Here is a 22,634-nt window from a genome sequence, read left to right as displayed (position 1 = left end):
ACATGTGGTCAAATAAACAATAAAACAGTTTCAGATAGAAGTGAACAAAATAAATATTGAAAAATCAGTCTTCACACACCCGTAATCCATTAATTATCCGTATCTTTGCCTATTAGAAAGCAACTTCAAAATCATGAAAGAATCTATAATCATAAAGAACTTAGGTCCGCTTAAAGAAGTGGAAATAAGAGATATCAAACCACTGACCGTATTTATCGGTAAGTCTGCCAGTGGTAAGAGTACAATCATGAAAATTATTGTACTTATGAGATATATCTATAAAATGATAAACATCCGGTCGTATCTGAAAAATGCGAAGATTACCCGTTCGCCATTCAAACTACGTTTCAACTCTCTGCTTCAGGACGGCCTGGAAAGCATGATAACGGTAGAAACCGAGATATATTATACCGTAGAAATAAACGGGAATCAATATACCCTGTCCTATACCAACAAGACTTTGCAGTCGGACATCAACATTCCAAACAACGACCTGGTATTCTTCAAGGAATCGTATATATCAGAAACACGAAGCGTAATCCCTACATGGGCATCCAAAGTGGCTACGCTTAAAGGGGCAAGTCTCGGCTTCTTCTTTCACGAGACATTCAACGACTTCAACAACGCGACAGATGTCATCAAAGAACAGCAACTGGACTATCTGAATCTGAAGATGAAAGTCCAGAAGTCCGGCAACAAGCCTAAACAGTTTATGATAGAGTCATTACAGGAAGGCACCAAACCTGTGGAACTGAGATATGCTTCTTCCGGTATTCAGACATCTGCTCCATTGGTCACCATTGTTCGCTATTTTGCAAAAGAATTCTCATTCAAGGATGCTTTCAAGCGCTCTGTACTGGACTATCTGTACAAACAAGACAGACTTGAAAAATTCACTCCCCAAATCAACCAAAGCGATTTGGAGAAGTATGTGCATATCCATATAGAAGAAGCCGAACTGAGTCTCGATCCAGAGGCACAAAGGGCCCTCATAAGCAATCTTATTGATGAAGCGTTCCACAAAAACAATGAAGACCGCAAGTTGGGGCTGATGATAGCCACACACAGCCCTTATATCGTAAACCATCTGAACGTACTGCTTCGTGCCGGATACTTTGAAAAGGCAAGGGAAAACTATCCATTCCTGGAAAAGGATAATATTGCCGTATATCGTGTACATGAAGGCACTCTGACATCTCTGATGGCAACGGATAACGAAACGGAAGAGTATGTAATCAATACCTACGACATGTCCGACACGATGGAAAGAATCTTTGACGAATACGAAAGCATGGAGGAATAATGTATGGACAGCGCACTGATTGACTTCCTCAAAAAGGACTATCCCGCACATTTCGGACAGGAATGGAAAGAAGACACCATGCAAGTCCGAAGAGAACAACGGCCTAAAGGCAAATTCGAAATACGAGACGGACAACTGCAAATTGTACAATATACAGGTAATGGCGTATCCGTCATTAACAACAATTCGGAAACAGATGTAGAAATCATAGATTTCGAACACTATATAAACATCTTTCGCGATACAGATGCCGGTATGGGACGTAAATGTGACTTTATCATCAATCCGATAGCCGGATATGATTTCATCATATTCAATGAGTTGACTGAAAGCGAAAAACAATACATCATGCCTTTCACTTCTCCCAAAACAGGGGAAGAAAAGGAAGGAAAACTGGCATACGCAAAAAAACAACTAGAAATCTCCATTGAAAAATTCTATAGCGTAAACAACTTTTTGGACGACTATGAAAAAAAAGTGGCTCTTTTTTCATGCCGACTGACAGATACGAGACCTAATGGAATCATGTCAAAATCATTACGGGCTTTCCGGAAACCACAGAAAATATTCGCCAATATCCGGGCTCATGAGCTACTGATACATGACTTTGTCTTTGAACAGAGAATATACGATAACGAGTACAAGGTTTGCTAAAAATAACAAGAAATACTCTGATAGTTATCAGAGTAAACCATATATACAGGAACAATGGATGGAGAAAAGACAAGAATATCCAGATTCTAAAGTGTATTGCCTATCTGTAACTGAGACCACCCACTAATAAAAGGACTTATCAGTTTGGAAAGTATCGCTTATGTAAAAACTAAGGACATCATTCTTGCGTTTATGGCGGTTTATGAATTGCCGAAAGCATTATATTCTTCTCTGATAAATGAATGAATTAAATCATAGGAAAAGTCCAATCTAATAGAGATACCAGTAATGAAACAGGAAAGACTTTGAGCAGCTGAAACAGAAAGTGATTATAATGAATATGTTATAAAAGCATTCTATATCTCCTGATTGTCGGCTAGTATGGTTGCGCTCTGCTCAAATATCTGCATAACAAAACATTTAATTTGGAAGGAAAAAAGAGAAGAAATAATAAAAGGTTGGCAGTCTATTCCAATGAATTATCGTCTAAACAGAAATATTAGTTACATTTTGCCAATTATAGATTTGATTAAGATGAAAGAAAAGATACAAATAGCTAAAATGAGAGCAGTATTACTATATATCATGCAAAGTTTCCCTCATGGAGTAGAGTTTATAAAGTTATTTAAAATACTTTATTTTGCTCAGCAGGATCATCTTCTCAAATATGGGAAAGTGCTTATAGAAGACTCTTTTAAGGCATTGAAGCATGGCCCTGTTCCTACCTACATTTACAAGACACTACAAATAGCAGAAAGAATGCAGCTGGAGGGTAATTTTGATGAATTTCTTATCAACATAAAAGTGCATGACAAGAAGGTTTATACTTCTGCCACACCTAATATGGACTACATTTCAGGCTCAAACAGGCGTTGTCTAGATGACGCTATTGCCCAATATAAGGACATAACTTCCGACATGCTACATGACTCAGCATGGGAGGAAGTCATGACGTACATTCCGGATGCTCCTCAAAAAAATTGTATTACTATTATAGACATAGCAAGAGCAGGAAAGGCAACAAAGGAAATGGTAGACTATATCCGCGAAAAACAGATAGTAAAAAATGCTTTATCCTAAAATTTGAAGACGTAAATTAGACTGAGGTAGTGCCTTTAAGCAATAGCGATGGCTTTGTCCTTTCAGTACTAGATAAATCTTCCGTCATCTAGGTATTCAACTTTATAACACTTGCAGCCCGAGATTCAGCAGTTGCTGTCTTGCCACACCACTTTGGTCTTGGATCTGCACCGTACCAAAAGCTTCGAGTCACAAATCAAGAATCTAGTCGCAATTCTGTCAGATATTTTATCTCCTTCATAGCTGACTGCGAAAATGCACAGAAAAGCAATCACAAATTCACCAGTTAAAATACTCAATCCGCAGCGGAAAATGTAAAGACACGCGATAGCTAATTAAACATTAATAATTACAGATAAAAATCAATAAACAACAAAGACTTATCAGAAGCATAGATGAAGCTATTAAGCTAGAAAATAAGTAATATTTGATTAGAAATTAGAGAACAATCTGATTTAATTTCAGCAATTCTTTGATGAGAAAATATGAAAACTTATAACTTACTGTTATTTAAGTATTTATATATTTATTTGTTGCACATTATCTACTAATTTGTTGTGGTACAAATATGGTACAAATAAGTGAATTACATATATTTTAGGAACAATGAATCAAAAATGTATCCCAATATTCGTTTTCAATATTGATAAAGGAAAAACCACTTGTGTATATCCTTGATTTTCAGACTATATATTTTTTTTAAGTGTCACATTATCTACCATTAAGTTACGGTACAAATATGGTACATTTATACCATAAAAAACAATAAACATAGATAAAAAAACACCAAATATAAAAACAAAAAAAGGTGTGTAATCGTCTGATTTCCACACCTTTTCTTATGGATGTTTATTGTTTATTTATCGTTACTTACTTGACTTCCTCGAAATCAGCATCCTGAACATTGTCTCCATGCTTGTCGTTAGCACCACCATTGTTTGCCTGACCAGCGTTAGGACCTGCCTGAGCACCGCCCTGTGCGCCTGACTGAGCATACATTTCAGCGCTTGCTGCCTGGAAAGCTGACTGGAGTTCTGCGCTTGCAGCATCGATACCAGCCAAATCCTGAGCCTTGTGAGCGTCTTTCAGTTTCTGAAGAGCTGCTTCGATAGGAGCTTTCTTGTCTGCAGGGATCTTATCGCCAAGGTCTTTCAACTGATTTTCTGTAGAGAAGATCAAGCTGTCAGCCTGGTTCAATTTGTCGATACGTTCCTTTTCTTTCTTATCAGCTTCTGCGTTTGCTTCAGCTTCAGCTTTCATACGGTCAATTTCTTCCTTGCTCAAACCAGATGAAGCTTCGATACGGATAGCCTGTTCCTTACCTGTAGCCTTATCCTTAGCAGATACTTTCAAGATACCGTTTGCGTCGATATCGAATGTTACTTCAATCTGAGGAACACCACGACGAGCTGGAGCGATACCTGTCAAGTTGAACTGACCGATTGATTTGTTCTGTGCTGCCATAGGACGTTCACCCTGAAGTACGTGGATTGTAACTTCTGTCTGGTTGTCGGCTGCTGTAGAGAACACTTCGCTCTTCTTGCAAGGGATAGTAGTGTTGGCGTCGATAAGTTTTGTCATCACACCACCCATTGTTTCGATACCCATTGACAATGGAGTTACGTCAAGAAGAACAACACCCTTGATTTCGTCTGTCAATACTGCACCCTGAACTGCTGCACCTACTGCAACTACTTCGTCTGGGTTAACACCCTTAGAAGGAACTTTACCGAAGAAGTCTTCTACAAGTTTCTGAACTGCAGGGATACGTGAAGAACCACCTACAAGGATTACTTCGTCGATATCTGCGTTGGTCAAACCTGCGTCGCTCATAGCTTTCTTACATGGTTCAAGACAAGCCTGAATCAAGTTGTGTGCCAACTGTTCGAACTTAGAACGAGTCAATGTCTTAACCAAGTGCTTTGGAACACCTGCTACCGGCATTATGTAAGGCAAGTTTATTTCTGTAGATGTAGAAGAAGACAATTCTATTTTTGCCTTTTCTGCCGCTTCTTTCAGACGTTGCATTGCCATTGGGTCCTGAGTCAAGTCAGCACCTTCGTCGTTCTTGAATTCCTGAACCAACCAGTCGATGATTACCTGGTCGAAGTCATCACCTCCAAGGTGAGTATCACCGTTTGTAGAAAGTACTTCGAACACACCGCCACCGAATTCAAGGATTGAGATATCGAATGTACCACCACCAAGGTCGAACACCGCAATCTTCATGTCCTTGTTTGATTTGTCAACACCGTATGCAAGTGCTGCTGCTGTCGGTTCGTTTACGATACGTTTTACTTCAAGACCTGCAATCTGTCCTGCTTCTTTTGTAGCCTGACGCTGTGAGTCTGAGAAGTATGCCGGAACTGTGATGACAGCTTCTGTAACTTCCTGTCCAAGGTAGTCTTCTGCGGTCTTCTTCATTTTCTGAAGAATCATAGCTGAGATTTCCTGTGGAGTGTAAAGACGTCCGTCGATGTCAACACGTGGAGTGTTGTTTTCGCCACGAACTACTTTATATGGAACACGTTCTATTTCTTTTGTTACCTGATCGTAAGTTTCACCCATGAAACGTTTGATTGAGTAAACTGTACGAGTTGGGTTTGTGATAGCCTGACGTTTTGCAGGGTCACCGATTTTACGTTCGCCGCCGTCAACGAAACCAACTACTGATGGAGTAGTACGCTTACCTTCGCTGTTGGCGATTACAACTGGTTCGTTACCTTCGAACACTGCTACACATGAGTTTGTTGTACCTAAGTCAATACCAATAATCTTTCCCATAATTTTATCTGTTTTTTTATTATTATCTAATTAAGTTATTTCTGTAACTTTTGCGTTACGCTGTATTATAAACAAACCGTGTGCCACGGCATAAAAATGTTTTGGCACAGACAAAAACTGACATTTTGGCTGAAATTTATCTTAATGTTACTGACAAAACATGATTTCTGTCATCTTTTAAACTATGTACATTGATAAAATATATAGGGTAGGAGAGACTCATTTGTTGGAGATAAAAGTATTTTATCTGTTATATTTATAGAAAATGTCAGCACGAAAACATGTTTTTATATGGAAGAACGAGGTATTGTTTCGGTAGAAACAAAAAAATGGAGCCACTGTGGTAACTATGCCACTGTGGCTCCATATACTATATAATAATATATAATGTCAGATTATTTCTATACCTTTCTGTTTGCAGAGTTCCAAACCTATGTCTTTCAGCTTGAATTTCTGAATCTTTCCGCTTCCTGTCAGAGGGAAACCATCTACGAAGAAGATATATTTCGGTATTTTGTATCTTGCAATCTTGCCCTGACAGAATTCGCGAACGTCGAATTCGTTCATTTCGCATCCTTCGTGCAGGATGATGAATGCGCCTACTGCCTCTCCATATTTCTTCGACGGAATTCCGGCTACCTGCACGTCCTTTATGCCAGGCATCTGATAGAGGAATTCTTCGATTTCGCGCGGATAGATATTCTCACCACCACGGATAATCATATCCTTGATACGTCCTGTTATGCGGTAGTTGCCGTTTTCGTCTTTCACACCAAGGTCGCCTGAATGAAGAAAACCATTCTTGTCGATGACTTCAGCTGTAGCTTCAGGGTTCTTGTAGTAACCCTGCATGGTATTATATCCGCGGTTACACATTTCTCCCTGCACGCCTACAGGACATTCTTCGCCTGTTTCCGGGTCGAGAACTTTCACTTCGGTGAATTCGAAATCACGTCCTACTGTTGTACAGCGCACTTCAAACGGGTCGTCTATGCGGATGTGTGTCATACCAGGCGATGCTTCTGTCAGACCGTAAACGCTGGTGACACGCATGAACATCTTTTCCTCAACCTGACGCATCAGTTCCACAGGGCAGAGAGAACCTGCCATGATACCGGTGCGCAGACTGCTGAGGTCGAACATATCGAACATAGGGTGGTGGAGTTCTGCGATGAACATTGTCGGTACACCGTATAGTGCCGTACAGCGTTCTTTATGCACTGATGCAAGGACGAGCAGCGGGTCGAAGCGTTCCAGCATTACCTGTGTACATCCGTGTGTGAGGCAGTTCATTGTGGCAAGCACTACACCGAAACAGTGGAACAGCGGTACGCACACACACAGTTTGTCGTCTGATGTAAACTTCATGTGTTCACCTGTCAGGAAGCCGTTGTTTGTGATGTTATAATGGCTCAACATAACTCCTTTCGGAAATCCTGTTGTACCTGATGTGTATTGCATATTTACAGTGTCGTGACAGCTTACCTGCTTTTTGGCGTTTTCAAGAACCTCATCGTCTATGTTGTTTCCTAGAAGAAGAATTTCCGGAGTGTTATACATTCCTCTGAATTTTTCCTGACCGATATAGACAACATTACGCATACACGGGAAGCGTTTGCTCTTCATGTGTCCGCGGCTGAAGGTTTTCAGTTCCGGGAGCATATTGTATGTCATCTGGACGAAATCGCTGTCTTTCTCTCCGTTTACGATACATAGGGTGTGCATGTCAGAGTTCTGGCACAGATATTCAAGCTCTGCCTGTTTGTAGTTGGTGTTTACTGTGACTGCCACTGCACCAATCTTGGCACATGCATACAGGAATGTCAGCCAGTCGGGCACATTTCCTGCCCATATACCTACGTGAGTTCCTTTTTCCACTCCGATGGCGAGCAGACCCTTTGCCATATTGTCCACGCGCTTGTTGAACTGGCTCCATGTGAAGCGCAGGTTGCGATCGGAATAGACTATATATTCTTTGTCGGGGGTGACTTCGGCCCAATGTTCGAGCCAGTCGCCAAGTGTTCTTTCTGATAACTGTAACATGGTTTCCGGCTTTAAATTAGATTGGTGTATAGATTACTGCAAGAATACGTGCTGCCTGACCTTCGTAGGCATGAACATGATGAGGCACGATAGAATCGTAATAAATTGTGTCGCCTTCTTCAAGAACGTAAGTGTTCTTTCCGTAAGTGATTTCCACCATACCTTTTACTACCATTATGAACTCTTCGCCCTCGTGAGCCGACTGGTTGAACACGGTTTCCTTATTCTCGTCAATGTCTATGATGAAAGGCTCCATGTGGCGGTCAGTCTTGCTGCGCGAAAGTGAGTGATAGTGCATGTGCTGGCGTGAGTCGGTAGCATTGTTTGAGAAACTGATAGTGTCGTCGGCTTCACCTTTGCGGCATACCACCGGACCGGATTCGCTGTCCTGGTCGTCAAGGAATGTACCCAAGCGTACACCAAGGGCACGTGCTATCTTGATTAGCGGTGCCAGCGACGGAATATCTATATTTTCTTCAATGCGTGTGATTTGTTCAGTAGTCAAGCCTGTATTTTCTGCCAATTCTTCTATACTGATCTCTTTTATGTTTCTAAGCGATTTGATTTTTTCGCCGATGATATTAGTGTAATCCATGGTAAAAAAAGTTTTGATTTATATGTTTGTAAGCGCAAATATAGTCAAAATTTTATAACACAATGGTTTTTTCTTACTTTTTGTAGCTTGAATATGTTAGATAAGATTATTTTGGCAATGAAAGCATACCGTTTTTCTGATGTATGATTTCTTCAGCAAGAAGATATGACAATACTTTTGTAACATTCTCTTTGTCGTATGATTCAAGTTTTTCCATGAGTGCGGATGTTGTCATGTCCTTTTCTTTGAGAGTTTCTTCTATGGCTCTCGATATCTTGTCGAACACTCCCTGCTTGATTCCTGATGAATGTGACGAAAGGCATACGTCGCACTGTCCGCAGTTATGTTCGTTTTTCTCTCCAAAATACAGCAAGAGCATACGGCTTCGGCATTTGTCTTCAGTTTCGGCATATTCAGTCATGGCCTCAATGCGGCGGATGAAGCTTTTCTTTCTGTCTTCATATACTTCTTTTGTGAATATCAGACGGTCTGCTTCCTGTCTTTCGCGCGTATATATAATATAAGGAGTTTTCTTTCCCGGTATATAATGGAGAATGCGTCGGCGGGTGAGTGAGATAAGTGTGTCATATACCTGCTGGCGTGTCATGCCGGTGCGCAGTGACAGAGTTTCTTCGTTTATATAGGCATATTCGGTGAATACTCCTGTGTATGAACGGAGTATGATGTTTATCAGCTTTTCGGTTTCGGGGCTTGTCTCATGTATGCGGTAAAGCTCTTCTTTTGTCAGAGTAAACATCAGACGAGAATTGTTGTCCTGCTCGTCTGTGTATTCCAGATATCCCGCACGGGTAAGTATTTTCAATGCGCTATCTACCTGGATAGGGAAATGCTTGAAGTTACGGCAGAACTCATCAATGTTGAACTCTCTGGTGCAACCAAGTCCGTCGCCCATTGCCATCTGATAGTAATAGTTCAGATGCTCGTAAACTGTGCGGATATAGTCTTTTTCGGGAAATGTGTCTGTTATTCTTTTCTTCAGGGTGGCTTTGTCGCTTCTTGCATAAAGCAATACTGCATAAGCTTTTTTACCGTCTCGTCCGCCACGACCTGCCTCTTGGAAATATGCTTCCGGAGAATCCGGTATATCAACGTGCACTACTAGTCGTACATCAGGCTTGTCTATACCCATACCGAATGCGTTGGTGGCAACCATAACTCTGGTTTCTCCTTTCACCCACGATTTCTGTCGCTGGTCTTTTGTTTCGTTGTTGAGTCCGGCATGATAGAACGTAGCCGTAATTCCGTTTTCGTTCAATAGCTGGGCGTACTCTTTTGTACGTTTGCGGTTGTGGGCATATACTATGGCTGAGCCATCTACGTGTTTCAGAATATGAAGGAGTTCTTCCTGCTTGCTCTCTGTTCTGCGGACAATGTATGCAAGGTTCTTGCGTTCGAAACTCATTCGGAACACATTCTCCTCTTTAAAGGCAAGACGCTGCTGTATGTCCTTTACCACTTCGGGAGTGGCTGTGGCTGTCAGTGCCAGAACGGGAACGCCTGGCAGCAGGTTTCTTATTTCTGAAATTTTGAGATATGCGGGGCGGAAGTCATAACCCCATTGAGAGATACAGTGCGATTCGTCAACAGTTATCATGCTGACTTTCATGCTGCGGAGTTTGATGCGGAAAATCTCCGTGTCAAGTCTTTCAGGCGAGATATAAAGGAACTTGTAATTGCCGAAAATACAGTTCTCAAGAGCTATGATGATTTCTTCGCGAGTCATGCCGGAATATATGGCAATGGCTTTTATGCCGCGGTCGCGAAGGTTTCTCACCTGGTCTTTCATCAAGGCTATCAGTGGAGTTATGACAATACACAGTCCGTCTTTCGCCATGGCGGGAATCTGGAATGTAATGGATTTTCCACCTCCCGTAGGCATCAGTCCAAGTGTGTCGCGTCCGCTTCCTATGCTTCGGATAATATCCTCCTGTATTCCACGGAAATTGTCATATCCCCAATAGTCTTTAAGTATTTTACGGTAATCGTCTGTCATTTAAAATCCGCTTGGCTTAATGTCTTCTATCTGTAACTGAATGTCACCGCGCTTGTGTGAGTTCTCTTCTATCGTGTAGCAGATGTTGAACGATTGCTTCGTCTTGATGTATCTCACCTGTGAGCTTTGCCCGAAAGCAATTCCGTTCATCACATTGTTCGATTTGTTGTCAACTAGTTCAAGTTTTATATGCTCCTGTTCGCGTCCCACCACTTTACTTGTGCCGTAGTCGTAAACATTAAGTGTGGCAAACACAGGTTTGTGGTTTTCCGGTCCGAACGGGTTGAATTTCTTCAGGTCGAAGAAGAATTTAGGAGTTATGTCGCGGAAGTCCAGTTGTGCGTCAATATCAATTGTAGCGCTTGTCTGTTCAGGTAATATATGGTTTGTCACATATTCCTCGAATCGTCTTGTGAATTCTTCCACATTCTCCACTTTCATGGACAGCCCGGCAGCATATGTGTGTCCGCCGAAGTTTTCAAGCAGGTCGCGGCAATGCTCTATTGCGCTATATACGTCGAATCCTGAGACTGAACGTGCCGAGCCTGTGGCAAGACCTTCGGTACGGGTGAGCACCACTGCAGGGCGATAGTAAATTTCTGTAAGTCTTGAAGCTACAATACCTATTACCCCTTTGTGCCATTCCTCGTTGTATATCACAATACTTCTTCTTTCCGAAAGGTTTTCAAGAGAATCGACAATCTTGTTGGCCTCTTCGGTCATAGTCTTGTCCAGATCCTTGCGCTGTTCGTTATATCCGTTTATCAGATTGCCTTTCTCGTGTGCCTGTTTGTAGTCCTTCTCAATGAGCAGGTCAACAGCTTCCTTTCCTTTTTGTATTCTTCCCGAGGCGTTTATTCTCGGACCGATCTTGAACACTATGTCGCTCATGTTTATTTCCTTGTCAGTGAGTCCGCACACGTCTATTATGGCTTTCAGTCCCATGCAAGGATTGGCATTGAGCTGTCTCAGTCCGTGGTATGCCAGTATTCTGTTTTCGCCCATGATAGGAACGATGTCCGAAGCGATACTTACTGCGACAAGGTCAAGCAATGGGGTGAGTTGGTGAAATTCGATACCGTTGTTCAATGCAAATGCCTGCATGAACTTGAATCCCACGCCGCATCCTGAAAGGTGTTCGTAGGGATATGTAGAGTCTGCTCTTTTTGGGTTGAGTATGGCTACAGCATCAGGCAGTACATCGTCGGGTACGTGATGGTCACAAATTATGAAGTCAATACCTTTTTCTTTGGCATACGCAATTTCTTCTACGGCTTTTATTCCGCAGTCGAGCACAATCACAAGTTTTACTCCTGTTTCGTATGCATAGTCAACTCCTTTTGTCGTTACTCCATATCCTTCATTGTATCTGTCAGGAATGTAATAATCAATGTTTGAGTAGAACTGCTGTAAAAATTTATAGACTAATGCCACGGCTGTAGTGCCGTCAACATCGTAATCGCCATATATCAGGATACGCTCTTTCCTGCCCATTGCGCTGTTGAGCCTTTTCACAGCCGCATCCATGTCGTTCATCATGAACGGATCGTGCAGGTCATGCAGTTGCGGACGGAAAAACTTCTTTACCGCATCGGCTGTTTTTATGCCCCTCTGTCGCAATAAGTGGCAAAGGATCGGGCTAATACCTATTTCCTTTGCCAGAGCCCTGGCTTCTTCTCTTTGCTCTAGAGTAGGAGGTTGATAATTCCATTTGTATCTCATTATATTATTTTTTTTCTTTTTTCCTGAGTATGATGGGGTGGAACATAATGTTCCTGTCTTTTTGTGTGGCATTACTTGGTATGCCTGTTCAATTCAATTTGTAAAGTTAGGAAAAAGAAAGAATAAAAATGCCGGTTTAGTATAAAAATTAACTAAACCGGCATCATATTATTTGTAATCAGTCTATATTACGATTATTTCAGGCCTAATTTCTTGGCAATTTTTGAAGGGATTGCATCTTTGTGTACAAGGATGTTCATAGTTTTGTAAGCAACGAATGCTTTTGAAGCATACCATATACCTTTGTATTTTCCAGCTTCACCCCAAGAGTTCTTTACCATGAAGTATTCTTTTCCGTTCTGGTCTTTAGCCAAACCGTAGATAAGCATACCGTGGTCGTCAGTAGTTTCCCAATTGTCGAAAGCTGTCTGACGCATTTCCTGTGTTACAGTTACTTCAGGAAGAGGTTTGCTTGTTAGTTCCTTACGCTTGTCGGCTGCGCTAAGTCCCAACCAGTGTGCCATATCTGAACCAGTAAGTTCTGCACCCTTGGAAGCATCCGGGAATACGGCTATACCGTCACGAGTGAATCCCTGTTCGCTTACGTCAGAACCCCATGCAAATGTATATCCTTTTCTTACGGCGTTGTCCATAACTTCCATCAACTCTTCTATAGGCAGGTTGTATGAAAGAGCATTACGCCAGTTGTCCTGTACCTCTACGTTGAACTGAGTGTAGAAAGGATGGTGAGTATAAGAAGTCAAAGAGATATAGTCGTTCATGTTCAGTTTCAGAACTTCGTCGGCAAATGTTCTTGGAGTGTAAGTCTTGCCGTTGTAATTAAATTCTTTCGGACATTCACCAAGGTATGTGTCATAAATAGAGCGCAGACCGTTTTTCCATACCGGAGTAAGTTTTGAGAACTTACCTTTACCGATTGCCTCAACATATGCTCCTGCTACAGCGTCAAGTTCGTTGTGTACAGGAAGTGAGTCGCCGTACATGATACCAGGCATTGCATCCTGTGGCACCATACCATATTTTTCGTAGCAAACTACCATATCTTCAAAGCTACCGCCAGGAGAGAACGAAGCATCACCGTGATAACGTACGTAGTTTACGGCACGATCTTCCATAGTGTGATGAACGATGAACATTTCAGAAAGGTCGAATTCGCCTTTACCTTGACGTAGCAATTCAGATTCAAGGAATGCTACAGACGAGAACGACCAGCAAGTGCTTGAACGGTTCTGGTTCTTGATAGATGTGATAGGGTTTTCCTTGATAGTTGTAAACACAAAGCCTTCTTCAGCTTTTTTCTCCTCTTTCGCTTCCTGAGCGTTTATGCTGCTGAAACAAAGTCCAAGTGCAGCCAGTGTGATAAATTTGTTCATGTTATTAATTGGATTTATAGTATTAATTCTTCATGATTTCCTCTACGTCTTCCACCTTGATAGGAATACGCTTTTCTCCTGTAAATCTTGAACCGTCAGGAGTGATGAGTATATCGTCTTCCAGACGGATACCGCCAAAGTCTTTATATTTTTCTATAACGTCGTAGTTTAGGAAGTCGGTATGCATTCCTTCTGCTTTCCATTTGTCAATCAGTGCTGGAATGAAATAGCATCCCGGCTCATCGGTCATGACAAATCCCGGTTGCAGACGGCGACCCATACGCAGAGATGCCAACCCGAACTGGTCGGATGGACGTACTTCATCATCATATCCCACGTATATCTGTCCCAGGTCTTCCATGTCGTGAACGTCAAGTCCCATCATATGTCCAAGTCCGTGAGGCATGAACAGAGCATGTGCACCTGCTGCGACAGCTTCGTTCACATCGCCCTTCATCAGTCCAAGATCTTTGAGTCCCTGAGCCAGAACCTTGCATACGTCAAGATGTACGGACTTGTATGTTATTCCAGGTTTTGCCAGTTCCAGGGCTTTCTCATGACATGCATAAACAATGTTATAAATGTCTTTCTGGCGCTGGGTGAATTTTCCTCCTACAGGGACAGTACGCGTATGGTCAGAGCAATAATTGTTTATATTCTCTGCACCGGCATCTGTAAGCATCAGTCTTCCTTCCTGCAGAATGTGGCTGTGGTCGTGGTTATGTAATGTCTGTCCGTTCTGAGTGAGGATAGTGGCGAATGAAGTCATGCTTCCGTATGAAGCTGCGATACCTTCCAGGATACCTGCTATGTATTGTTCCGATACTCCCGGCTTGCACAGACGCATAGCTGTTGTGTGCATTTCATAACCAATGTTGCACGCTTTGTCAATTTCTTCAATCTCGCATTGTTCCTTTACAGCCCTTAATGACACGACGGCCTTGATTAATTCTACAGAGGCATGAGTTTTAACCATAGATGCCTTAATACCTGTCAGGTCTTCCAGAAGCATCATGTTGTCATAACGGTATGGAGGCAGGAAATGGATTTTTCTGCGTTGTGATAAAGCTTTTCCTATAACATCCTTCAGTTTGTCGAATGGGAAGCTTTTGCTTACACCTACTCTTGCAGCCAGTTCTTTTATGCTAGGCTGAGGTCCCATCCATATAATGTCGTCCATATCGACATCATTGCCGAAAAAATACTCTTCGTTATTGTCTATGTCAATAACTCCGGCATATCCCGGGTGGGAATGTCCGAAAAAATATAGGAACGAACTGTCCTGTCTGAATTTGTATGTATTGTCAGGATAGTTTGCCGGAGCCTCGTTGTTTCCTAGGATAAGAATAAGACCGTTGCTCATTCTTTCCCTCAAGGCTTGGCGTCTTTTTTGATATGTTAAGGTTTCAAACATAACAGTAATATTATACAGTAATTTATAGAATATGTTATTTATGTTGCAAAAGTAAGAAAAAAATGTCTTATTTTCTATCTGAATGTATTTAAAAAACATATATTTGCATTTGGCGTGTCTGTTTTAAAAGAAATATGTTATGAAAGTAGATTTTAGTAAAATGGGCTTAGTGCTTGAAGGCGGTGGCATGCGTGGTGTATTTACCTGTGGCGTGCTTGATTTTATGATGGATAACAATATCGAATTCCCTTATGCGGTAGGAGTGTCTGCCGGTGCTTGCAACGGACTTTCGTATATGTCGCATCAGCGAGGTCGTGCCAAATACAGTAATATAGATATGCTTGAAAAGTATAACTATATAAGCTTTAAATATCTTTTTCATCAGCGCAGTATTTTAGATCAGAAACTTCTGTACGAACTGTTTCCTGAAGAAATTCTTCCGTACGATTACGATGCTTATATGAAGAATCCTAACCGGTTTGAGATGGTCACAACGAATTGTGTAACCGGTAGGGCTTGTTATCTTGAAGAAAAGCATGATAAGGAACGATTGTTGCGTATAGCCAAGGCTTCAAGTAGTTTGCCTTATGTATGTCCGATAGTTTATGTGGATGGACGTCCAATGCTTGATGGAGGAATAATAGATTCCATTCCTGTGTTGAGAGCCATAGAGCAGGGATATGAGAAGAATGTTGTCGTTCTTACCCGTAATCGTGGTTACCGTAAGACGGAGAAAGACATAAAGGTTCCTCATTTCATATATACCAGATATCCTCGTTTGCGTGTACTATTGAGTAACCGTTGCCGTGTATATAATGAACAGCTGGAGATGGTAGAAAAAATGGAAGATGAGGGAAAGATTATAGCAATCCGTCCGGAAAAGAAAGTCGTTGTAAACCGTATCGAGAAGGATATAAAGAAACTGACGGAACTTTATGAGGAAGGATATCTTTGTGCAGAAAAGGTACTTAAACCTTTGATGCAGGATTAATTCATATGTGAAATGAGCTTAGAATAGACAGCACTATATGGTGCTGTCTGATTATATACCGAGTTTGCTAACTTTTAAGATTTAAGATAAGTGATGAGAAATATCTTGATGTTGCTATTGTTATTGGTTTCGGTGGAAGCCTATTCTATTAATTCTGAATTGGAACAATTGTTATTAAGGCTTGATTCTGTATTGGCATGCAGTGATAAATTTGTAGCGGAGAAAGAAGCCAGATTAGAGGAACTGAGGAAAAGGAAGTCTTCGGCTTTAAAACCGGAGGAAAGATTGTGGCTTAACAAGATGTTCTATGATGAATATTATGTTTATAATGTAGATTCTGCAATGGTCTATGTAACTGATAACATCAGTATTTCCCAAGAACTTGGAAGAAAAGACTGGGAGCAGGAATGGCTTCTGAATAAAGTTTTCTTACTTGCTGCTACAGGTTTGCTTAGTGAGGCAGAAGGAGTTATTGAAGATATAGATATTAAAAACTTGAATAAAGACTTGATGTTCAGATATTATGACAGTAAAATATATCTGTATTCTCATTTGGGACAATATATAGGAGAACGTCCGGAACTTACCAGAGCCTATTATGAGCGCGTAGCGGAATTAAAACGCGAAGCACAGGAATTTATAACTCCTGACAATCCGTCGTATTATAGCTTTTATGCTTCATTACATAAAGACTATCCGAGGTCTGCATTTGGAGACAGTATTAAGGTTAAACTCCAGAAAATAGTGGAAAAATCAAGACTGTCGTCGCGAACAGATGCTATTAATTCGTACCATCTGGCTATTATGTTTTATAATGAAGGTGATGAATACAATTACATAAAATATCTGGTTTATTCGGCAATTGCAGATATAAAGATAAGCAATCGAGATATAGCTTCTTTGGAAGAATTATCAAACATACTATATTCATATAACGATATAGACAGGGGATATACATATATCGGATATTGTCTTAAGACAGCATTATTATATCCAAATAGGGTAAGGTTTGCAAACATTTCATCAGTTATGGATAAATTACGATATGCTTACCAACAAAGGAATGCCGAGCAGGAAAGCAAACTTCGTTCATCGCTTTATGCAATGAGTATAATGTCGGTAGTTTTGCTGATTTCTATATTGTTTATATATGTCCAGTATAGAAGGCTTGTCAAGTCACGAAAAGAATTGGATGAAAGCAATCGTTTGCTTAACCGTCATGTAGGTGAACTTTCCGAAGCACATCAGATGCTTGCAGATGTAAACAAAGAGCTGAGCGAAGTAAACGAGAAATTGAAGATAAGTAACAGTAAGCTTCAGGAATCCAATTATGTAAAAGAAGAATATATAGGTTACGTATTTTCAATATGCTCAAGCTATATAAGTAAACTGGAAGAATACAGAAAGAGCATCAACAGAAAGTTAAAGGCAGGTCAGATAGATGATATAAAATCACTGACTTCAAGTACAACAATAGTTCAGAGTGAACTTAAAGAATTCTATCACAGTTTCGATGCAATTTTCCTTCATGTATATCCGGATTTCGTTGAAGATTTCAATTCACTATTGCGACCGGAAGAAAGGGTAGTGCTTAAAGAAGGAGAATTGCTCAATACTGAACTTAGAATATATGCACTGGTACGGTTGGGTATAAGCGATAGCGTGAAGATAGCCGAATTCTTGCATTGTTCTCCTCAGACAGTTTATAATAATCGTTTGAGGACACGCAACAAGGCCATTATACCTAAAGAAGAGTTTGCCGAAACTGTCCGTTCATTGGGTAAAATGCAGAAATAGACCTTCTTGTTTTCAATGGAAGACTTTAAAAAGTTTACTTTGTAGAGATGTTATATTGTTGATATTCAATAGTATAACATCTTTTTTGTTTACTTGCAGTTTTTACTGAGTGTTATATTGTATATTATTACTTGTTACTTTTGCAACCAGAGAGAAAAAAACTGTTTAATGTTAACTTTGAAATAAAAATTTTATTTATGAAAACTTAGATGTATGAAAATGTAAATATAGAAATGTATATTGGAATATACTTATTATTAAAATAAATAGTCAATAATATTTTTAATATGAAAAAAATAATACAAATATTTTTATTGGTTTTATTTTCTGTCCAAGTTTTGGCACAGCAACAAAAGATTACTATTTTAAATGACAAATCAGGGACGAAACTAATAGTAAACGGAAAACCTTTTATGGTTAATGGTATGAACTGGGATTATTTTCCTATAGGTACTAACTATTCATATTCTCTATGGTCACAATCTGATGATATTATAAAGGCTGCTTTAGATCAAGAAATGCCTCTTTTGAAGAATATGGGTGTAAATGCAATAAGACAGCATATTGATATAACACCTAAATGGATACAATATATATACGAAAAATATGGTATATATACTATGCTTTATGATTCATTTGGACGTTATGGCTTGACAGTAGATGGAGTTTGGGTTCCAAATACAGATTATTCAGATCCAAGGACACGAGCTGTACTGTTGGAAGAAGCTAAAAGGCTTGTCAATGTTTACAATAATACTCCTGGTTTACTTTTGTATCTTTTGGGTAATGAAAATAATTATGGTCTTTTCTGGCAAGGTGCCGAAACAGAAGATATTCCTATCGAGAACAGAAAATCTACTATTCAGGCTGTACATTTGTACAAGGTTTTTAATGATGCTGCTGTAGAAATGAAAAAGCTTGGTGCTTCATGTCCTATTGCAATATGTAATGGTGATCTTTTGTTTCTTGATATTATATCAAAGGAATGTAAAGATATTGATATACTTGGTATAAACTGTTATCGTGGTGAATCTTTTGGTGATTTGTTTAGTAGGGTAAAAAATGAATATGGCAAGCCTGTATTATTTACTGAATTTGGTTCAGATGCATATAATGCAGTAACTCAAAAAGAAGCTCAAAAAGAACAGGCAGATATCCTTCTGAAGAATTGGGCGGAAATTTATCTTAATGCAGCTGGAGTAGGGAATAGCGGAAATTCTCTAGGCGGATTTACATTTCAGTTTTCAGACGGATGGTGGAAATTTATGCAAAATTCAAATCTTGACGTTCATGATACTAATGCTTCATGGGCCAATGGAGGATATTTGTTCGATTATCTAAAAGGAGCAAATAATATGAACGAGGAGTGGTTTGGTATATGTGCTAAAGGGAAACCTGATAGTCGTGGCATATATGAAGTTTATCCTCGTGCAGCTTATTATGTATTGAAAGATGTTCACCGTATAAACCCTTATGCACCTAATATAACTACAGCTTCTATATTAAATAAAATTTCAGAAATAAATGTGATGAGTTCTGTTCTTTCTGCAAGAAGTGACAAAGCTGCATTGCAGGGTGAAACTACAAGCCTGCTGCGTCTTAGTGAACTTCGAGGTGAGTTGTCAGCGATATATTCAGGTGCGAAAAATACTACAACCCCAAAATCCAGACCCGATAATCCTACTAGTTTTCCAAGTTCAACAGGTTTTGATAATATGGAATCTTTTTATGTAGGTGTCACCTCTAAACCTGCAGAGAATGTTGAGGCTGAAGTTACAGTCAATATATTGGGTAATGTTGCCGAAAATACTATTGATGAAATATTCTATGAAAATCGTGGACGTTCCAGATATATTTTAGACGGAAATGGTCAATATGTAGATTTGGGACCGTTGGAGCGTATCAAACTTTATAGCGTTAGTTTTGATTGGGATGGAGATCTGTTCAAAATGAATACATTCTTCCGTAAACCACATTATCATTGGGGATATGAAGGTGATTTTTTTGGAATGTATCAGGAAGCTAGTTATGGCGAAAATATGGATATATATGGTGGTGAAGCCCCTTTCGGTGCAGAAATTGAAGGAAAGCGTATGTTCAAAGGGTTGAAATTGGCTTTCGGACCTGAACTTTGGTGGGGAGCAAATCCTGCTATACTTTTGAAATATCAACGCAGTATCGGTAAATTCAATTTTGCAGGGGTGTTTCAGTATGATATAGCAAAGCGTGAAGGTACAACTACTTCGTATGCTATACCTTTACCTAAAAATACAAGAGCATCTTTGATGGTTGAAAGGACTTTAGGACGTTTCAATGTTGCTTTAGGTGGTTTATGGTCAGGGCAACCTTTGGTGGGAAGAACTTTCCAGGCTACTACGCAATACAGTAATAATGCTACAGTTTATCAGGATGTTATAAAAACAACAGATACTTTTGGTGGAAAGTTGAAAGTTACGTATACTGGAAGAAATTTCAGTGCATATGCTCAAGGAGCATTAATGGGACTTGTGGCTAGTGGCGGTGCAGATAATACTCTTACACTTACTGGATGGAGATTAAAGGATTGTGGCAGCGGTAATATGCAAAATGCGTTAGCAGGTTTTACTTATCAGTTGGGAAATTTTCAGATTGCACCGAATTTTATGTGGCAGAAACCGTTGGTTGGTCCTATGCCCAATGGTATTAATGCTCCTGGGAGATTGAGGAATATTATTGATGATCCTTTTGCAGTAAGAAGTAATCGTGAGACTTTGGCCGGTGAGTTGCTTCTTACATTTGACCCTACTCCGGCTACATGGATGTACGATTGGGAAAACGATAACAACGAAGATGCTCCTTTTGCGGCTTCCTTGGACTTTGTTTATCGTCATCTCCCTACTTCGCAGGATGCTGCAATAGGTATATTGGCAGACGGACGTTCTACATTCGCTTTTGCAGGTTCTGCTCCTGCACATGATTTGTGGGAAACAAACTTAAAGGTTGCTTCAAGGGTATCAAGAGATTTCGGTATAATTTCAAACGTATATTTGGGTACAGCACAAGCAAATGGTGATGATGCCAGATTAATCAAACGTTTGGGAGCAGATGCTAGGATGATGTACAAGAAGTTCAAGCTTAATGCATTCGTGAAATTTAATGATTGGGGTCCGTACGACTATCATAAAGATTTCAACCTTACATTCCCGTTCCAGTGTGAAGTTGATTTGTCAACCAATTTGTTCAAGCCTAAATGGTTGGGACCGATATCTACCTGTGTTGGAATAAGAGGCGCATTCAGGACTCTGGATAAATATTCTCCTCGCTATGTTGCAGGCTACGTTTCAGATGGTAATGGTGGCTTTGTAGAAAGTACAGATATAATAGGTGCCCCTCATGGCAATGAATGGGAAATAAGAACATACATTAGTTTTAGTCTTTTCTAATAATAGTTTTTTATGAACAAAATAAATAAAATATCACATAGTCTTCTAGCTGTTATTGTAGTGTCATCATTTGTTGGATGTACAAGGGAAATAAATACGGATGTATTGGCTACAAGTCCTGTCATGTCGGAAGTCTTTATTGATGCATTTGCATCCGATCTGCAATATCAGGCATGGGGAAAACCTACCAATTTAAGTCTCGATTCTGAAACCAAATATAGTGGGTCTGCGTCTTTGAAGATAGCAGTTCCTGATCCTACTGATTTTCTTGGAAACTGGGCCGGAGGAACATTCTACACAGAAGCAGGAAGAGATCTTTCCGGTTATGATGCTCTTACGTTTTATGCCAAATCTTCAATTCCAACAACTGTTGAAGTAGGTCTTGGCAGTTATGGAGACAATCCTGAATTTTCTGTGTTCTTGTCTGGAGTGAAAGTTGATGAGAACTGGAATAAGATTATCATTCCTATTCCTAATTCAGCAAAACTGACTTCTGAAAAGGGAATGTTCTATTATTCAGCCGGGGCTGTTGACGAAGCTGGTTATTCTGTATGGTTTGATGAAGTCAAATTTGAGCATCTTGGAACATTGGCTCACACAAGGATAGAAAATATGACAATGGCAGGATTTCCTTCAGGGGACATTGAGATTGAAACATTGACATGTTATGTGAATCTGCCTACCGGGGTTTTTCAGAAAATGACAGTCTCTTCTAAATATTTTACATTTGATTCTTCAAATCCTGATGTCGCTACGGTAGAAGGAAATGTAATAACTTTCCATGGAGCTAAAGATAGGACTGTACTTACTCCGAGAGAAGCAGAGGGCAGTATTACAATATCCGGTGTTTATGACTTTGCTCCTGTACCTGACAAGAACGAATCTGACGTGATTTCTTTGTATTGCGACAGTTATACAAATACACTTTCTTCACCTTTTAATGGATATTGGGCTCCTTATCAGACTACTACAAACAATGAAATAGCACTTGATGAAACCCAGCACATTATGCATTACGGCAATTTTAATTTTGTAGGTATAGTGCTTGATGAGGATGCTGAAACCATAGGCAAGACGTATGTTCATTTGGATATTTTGTTGCAGGATAAGGTAGATAATGCACAGATTGATATATCTGCGGACAGGTCAGCTGAAGCTGGTGATGTAGCAGGAAAAATGACTGTAACTTTAGTGTCAGGAGAATGGGTTTCCATAGACATACCTCTTAATGGTGCGGAAGTCATACATCAATTACAGTTGGCTGTAACGTCAGGCTCCATTGCCTATAATGATATTCTTGTGGATAATATTTATTTCTATTAAAAAAATAGTTCCTATGTTTAAAATCGGAAGTGACGGATAACATAAGATAGCACTAAAAAAGCTATACCATTATAGTTAACTTTGTATATAAGAGAAAA

14 protein-coding genes are annotated in these 22,634 nt (G+C 40.0%); 7 read left to right on the top strand and 7 right to left on the bottom strand.

What is annotated here, in order from left to right; all coding sequences use genetic code 11:
* Nucleotides 1-133: 133 nt before the first annotated feature.
* From OCV82_RS14245 to OCV82_RS14235, 3 genes are all read left to right on the top strand, one after another.
* Nucleotides 134-1,303 carry an ATP-binding protein gene (locus tag OCV82_RS14245; protein WP_117694940.1) on the top strand — a complete coding sequence of 390 codons (1,170 nt, stop codon included), beginning with the start codon at nucleotides 134-136 and terminating at the stop codon, nucleotides 1,301-1,303.
* A 3-nt stretch (nucleotides 1,304-1,306) separates the two neighbouring features.
* Nucleotides 1,307-1,957 (top strand): hypothetical protein, encoded by a 651-nt coding sequence (locus OCV82_RS14240; RefSeq protein ID WP_117694942.1) that lies wholly within the window; start codon nucleotides 1,307-1,309, stop codon nucleotides 1,955-1,957.
* Nucleotides 1,958-2,491: 534 nt separating this feature from the next.
* The gene (locus tag OCV82_RS14235; RefSeq protein ID WP_154045023.1) at nucleotides 2,492-3,037 is read left to right on the top strand and encodes a Panacea domain-containing protein; all 546 of its coding nucleotides are present in this window, start codon (nucleotides 2,492-2,494) and stop codon (nucleotides 3,035-3,037) included.
* 870 nt (nucleotides 3,038-3,907) lie between these two features.
* Here the strand turns inward: OCV82_RS14235 and dnaK are convergent.
* From dnaK to OCV82_RS14200, 7 genes are all read right to left on the bottom strand, one after another.
* On the bottom strand, nucleotides 3,908-5,821 hold the full coding sequence (gene dnaK / locus OCV82_RS14230; protein ID WP_154045022.1) for a molecular chaperone DnaK: 1,914 nt from the start codon (nucleotides 5,819-5,821) through the stop codon (nucleotides 3,908-3,910).
* A 390-nt stretch (nucleotides 5,822-6,211) separates the two neighbouring features.
* Complete coding sequence (locus tag OCV82_RS14225) at nucleotides 6,212-7,864, bottom strand: AMP-binding protein (RefSeq protein ID WP_154045021.1); 1,653 nt, start codon at nucleotides 7,862-7,864, stop codon at nucleotides 6,212-6,214.
* Nucleotides 7,865-7,880: 16 nt separating this feature from the next.
* Complete coding sequence (locus tag OCV82_RS14220) at nucleotides 7,881-8,459, bottom strand: helix-turn-helix domain-containing protein (protein ID WP_154045020.1); 579 nt, start codon at nucleotides 8,457-8,459, stop codon at nucleotides 7,881-7,883.
* A gap of 106 nt (nucleotides 8,460-8,565) precedes the next feature.
* Nucleotides 8,566-10,473, bottom strand: coding sequence for a RecQ family ATP-dependent DNA helicase (locus tag OCV82_RS14215; protein ID WP_154045019.1), 1,908 nt, complete (start codon nucleotides 10,471-10,473; stop codon nucleotides 8,566-8,568).
* The gene (gene recJ / locus OCV82_RS14210; protein WP_154045018.1) at nucleotides 10,474-12,195 is read right to left on the bottom strand and encodes a single-stranded-DNA-specific exonuclease RecJ; all 1,722 of its coding nucleotides are present in this window, start codon (nucleotides 12,193-12,195) and stop codon (nucleotides 10,474-10,476) included.
* A 194-nt stretch (nucleotides 12,196-12,389) separates the two neighbouring features.
* Complete coding sequence (locus OCV82_RS14205) at nucleotides 12,390-13,589, bottom strand: C1 family peptidase (protein ID WP_154045017.1); 1,200 nt, start codon at nucleotides 13,587-13,589, stop codon at nucleotides 12,390-12,392.
* 22 nt (nucleotides 13,590-13,611) lie between these two features.
* Nucleotides 13,612-15,003 carry an aminopeptidase P family protein gene (locus tag OCV82_RS14200; RefSeq protein WP_154045016.1) on the bottom strand — a complete coding sequence of 464 codons (1,392 nt, stop codon included), beginning with the start codon at nucleotides 15,001-15,003 and terminating at the stop codon, nucleotides 13,612-13,614.
* Nucleotides 15,004-15,142: 139 nt separating this feature from the next.
* Here OCV82_RS14200 and OCV82_RS14195 point away from each other — a divergent pair, with 139 nt between their 5' ends.
* The 4 genes from OCV82_RS14195 to OCV82_RS14180 all read left to right on the top strand — a co-directional run bounded on the left by OCV82_RS14195 (nucleotide 15,143) and on the right by OCV82_RS14180 (nucleotide 22,536).
* Complete coding sequence (locus OCV82_RS14195; protein ID WP_154045015.1) at nucleotides 15,143-15,994, top strand: patatin-like phospholipase family protein; 852 nt, start codon at nucleotides 15,143-15,145, stop codon at nucleotides 15,992-15,994.
* Nucleotides 15,995-16,087: 93 nt separating this feature from the next.
* A complete protein-coding gene (locus tag OCV82_RS14190; RefSeq protein WP_262543802.1) occupies nucleotides 16,088-17,791 on the top strand; it encodes a DUF6377 domain-containing protein in 1,704 nt (567 codons plus the stop codon).
* Nucleotides 17,792-18,078: 287 nt separating this feature from the next.
* Nucleotides 18,079-21,213 (top strand): glycoside hydrolase family 2 TIM barrel-domain containing protein, encoded by a 3,135-nt coding sequence (locus tag OCV82_RS14185; protein WP_154045014.1) that lies wholly within the window; start codon nucleotides 18,079-18,081, stop codon nucleotides 21,211-21,213.
* 12 nt (nucleotides 21,214-21,225) lie between these two features.
* A complete protein-coding gene (locus OCV82_RS14180) occupies nucleotides 21,226-22,536 on the top strand; it encodes a hypothetical protein (protein WP_154045013.1) in 1,311 nt (436 codons plus the stop codon).
* The last annotated feature ends 98 nt before the right edge of the window (nucleotides 22,537-22,634 follow it).

The organism is Bacteroides cellulolyticus, from assembly GCF_025567135.1.
Classification (GTDB): Bacteria; Bacteroidota; Bacteroidia; order Bacteroidales; family Bacteroidaceae; genus Phocaeicola; species Phocaeicola cellulolyticus.
The sequence above is the reverse complement of the archived record's forward strand: the minus strand, read 5'-3'. Positions and strand labels throughout refer to the sequence as shown.